The 1,951-nt window shown below is 47.7% G+C and carries 3 protein-coding genes; all 3 read left to right on the top strand.

Annotated features, from left to right (window positions below; genetic code table 11):
* Positions 1-687: FAD-dependent oxidoreductase (locus ESZ36_RS22370; protein WP_146792019.1), on the top strand; the 687-nt coding region annotated here is incomplete at its 5' end.
* A gap of 12 nt (positions 688-699) precedes the next feature.
* On the top strand, positions 700-999 hold the full coding sequence (locus tag ESZ36_RS22365; RefSeq protein WP_146792017.1) for a sarcosine oxidase subunit delta: 300 nt from the start codon (positions 700-702) through the stop codon (positions 997-999).
* Positions 996-1,951: 2Fe-2S iron-sulfur cluster-binding protein (locus tag ESZ36_RS22360; protein WP_146792015.1), on the top strand; the 956-nt coding region annotated here is incomplete at its 3' end. The genes ESZ36_RS22365 and ESZ36_RS22360, both read left to right, overlap by 4 nt.

Below are 1,951 nucleotides of genomic sequence, written 5' to 3'. Positions count from 1 at the left end.
TGGGGTTTTGCCCGCGCTGCGGATGCCTTAGGCGTTGATTTATTACAGCAAACCGAAGTCACTGGCATTCGTCGTAAAGACGGCGCAGTAGAAGGCGTTGAAACCAATCGTGGTTTTATTTCTGCGGGTAAAGTGGCGTGTGTCGCTGCCGGTAACTCCAGTGTGATTGCCAAGATGGTGGGCATGGAATTACCCCTTGAATCCCATCCTTTACAAGCCATGGTATCAGAGCCGTTAAAACCAATTTTAAATACCGTTGTGATGTCAAACCATGTACACGGTTACGTCAGTCAATCCGATAAAGGTGACTTGGTCATTGGTGCGGGTATTGATGGTTATACCGGTTATGGTCAGCGTGGCTCATTTAATGTGGTCGAGCATACCATTGCCGCCATTATCGAAATGTTCCCCATTTTTAGTCGTGTGCGCCTTAATCGCGCTTGGGGTGGTGTTGTTGATACCTGCCCAGATGCGTGTCCTATTATTTCAAAAACACACATCAAAGGGCTGTATTTTAACTGTGGTTGGGGCACCGGTGGTTTTAAAGCCACGCCAGGTGCTGGGCATGTGTTTGCCCATACTATCGCTCACGATGAGCCACACCCGTTAGCCAAACCCTTTAGCATCGACCGCTTTTCATCAGGCGAATTAATTGACGAACACGGCGCTGCCGGTGTTGCGCACTAAGAGGAATTTATTATGTTACTTATCCACTGTCCTTATTGTGAAGAGCTGCGCGAAGAAGAAGAGTTTAGTCCTGCTGGACAAGCTCATATCGTGCGCCCACTACAACCCGAAGAAATTAGTGATGAGCAATGGGCGCGTTACTTATTTTTCCGTAAAAACCCGCGCGGGTTACATCACGAGATGTGGTTACATGCCGCTGGTTGTCGCAAATATTTTAACGCGACCCGAAACACCGTGACCTATGAAATCATGGAAACTTACAAAATGGGTCAACAACCCAGCGTCACCGCTAGTGAAGAGGGCCAATCATGAGCCAAGTTAATCGAATCGCTGGAAGCAGCAAACGCATTAATCGCAACCGCACCTTAACCTTTAGCTTTAACGGCAAAGAATATAAAGGTTTTGAAGGCGATACCGTCGCATCAGCCTTGTTAGCCAATGGCGTTGATGTGGTCGGGCGTAGTTTTAAGTACTCACGTCCTCGCGGTATTATTACCAGTGACTCGCAAGAGCCGAACGCCATTTTTCAAATTGGCTCGACGCAAGCGACCACAATTCCCAACCCACGTGCGACACAAACTGACCTGTATCAAGGCTTAACAGCAAGCTCAACCAACGGTTGGCCCAATGTTGATTTTGATTTAATGGGCACGGTTGGCAAGTTAGGTGGCTATATGATGCCGCCAGGATTTTATTATAAAACCTTCATGTTTCCACAGTCGTTATGGATGTCGTATGAGCATTTAATTCGCAAAGGCGCTGGTTTAGGGGCAAGTCCTCAACAAAGCGATCCCGACACGTATGATAAAATGCACCATCATTGTGATGTGATGATTGTGGGTGGTGGCCCAGCGGGGTTAGCGGCTGCCTTATCGGCTGCGCAAACAGGCGCACGCGTTATCATTAGTGATGAGCAAAATGAATTTGGTGGCAGTTTATTGTGCTCAACGCAGCCAATAGACGGTCAACTACCCAGTCAATGGGTGGAAAAAATAGTCGCACAACTTAGCGAGATGGATAACGTCATGTTATTACCTCGCAGTACGGTTTTTGGTTATTACGATCATAACCTAGTGGGTATCAATGAGCGTCGCACCGACCATTTAGGGGAGCATCAACTGCAAAGCACCCGTCAACGTGTGCACAAAGTCAGAGCAAAGCAGGTTATTTTGGCCACCGGTGCCCATGAGCGTCCGCTTGTGTATGGTAACAATGACGTGCCTGGTTGTATGTTAGCCAATGCTATTTCTACCTACATTAATCG

It is taken from the genome of Colwellia demingiae, assembly GCF_007954275.1.
GTDB classification, from domain to species: domain Bacteria; phylum Pseudomonadota; class Gammaproteobacteria; order Enterobacterales; family Alteromonadaceae; genus Colwellia; species Colwellia demingiae.
Note: the sequence above shows the minus strand (reverse complement) of the source record. Positions and strands in the feature narration are given on the sequence as shown.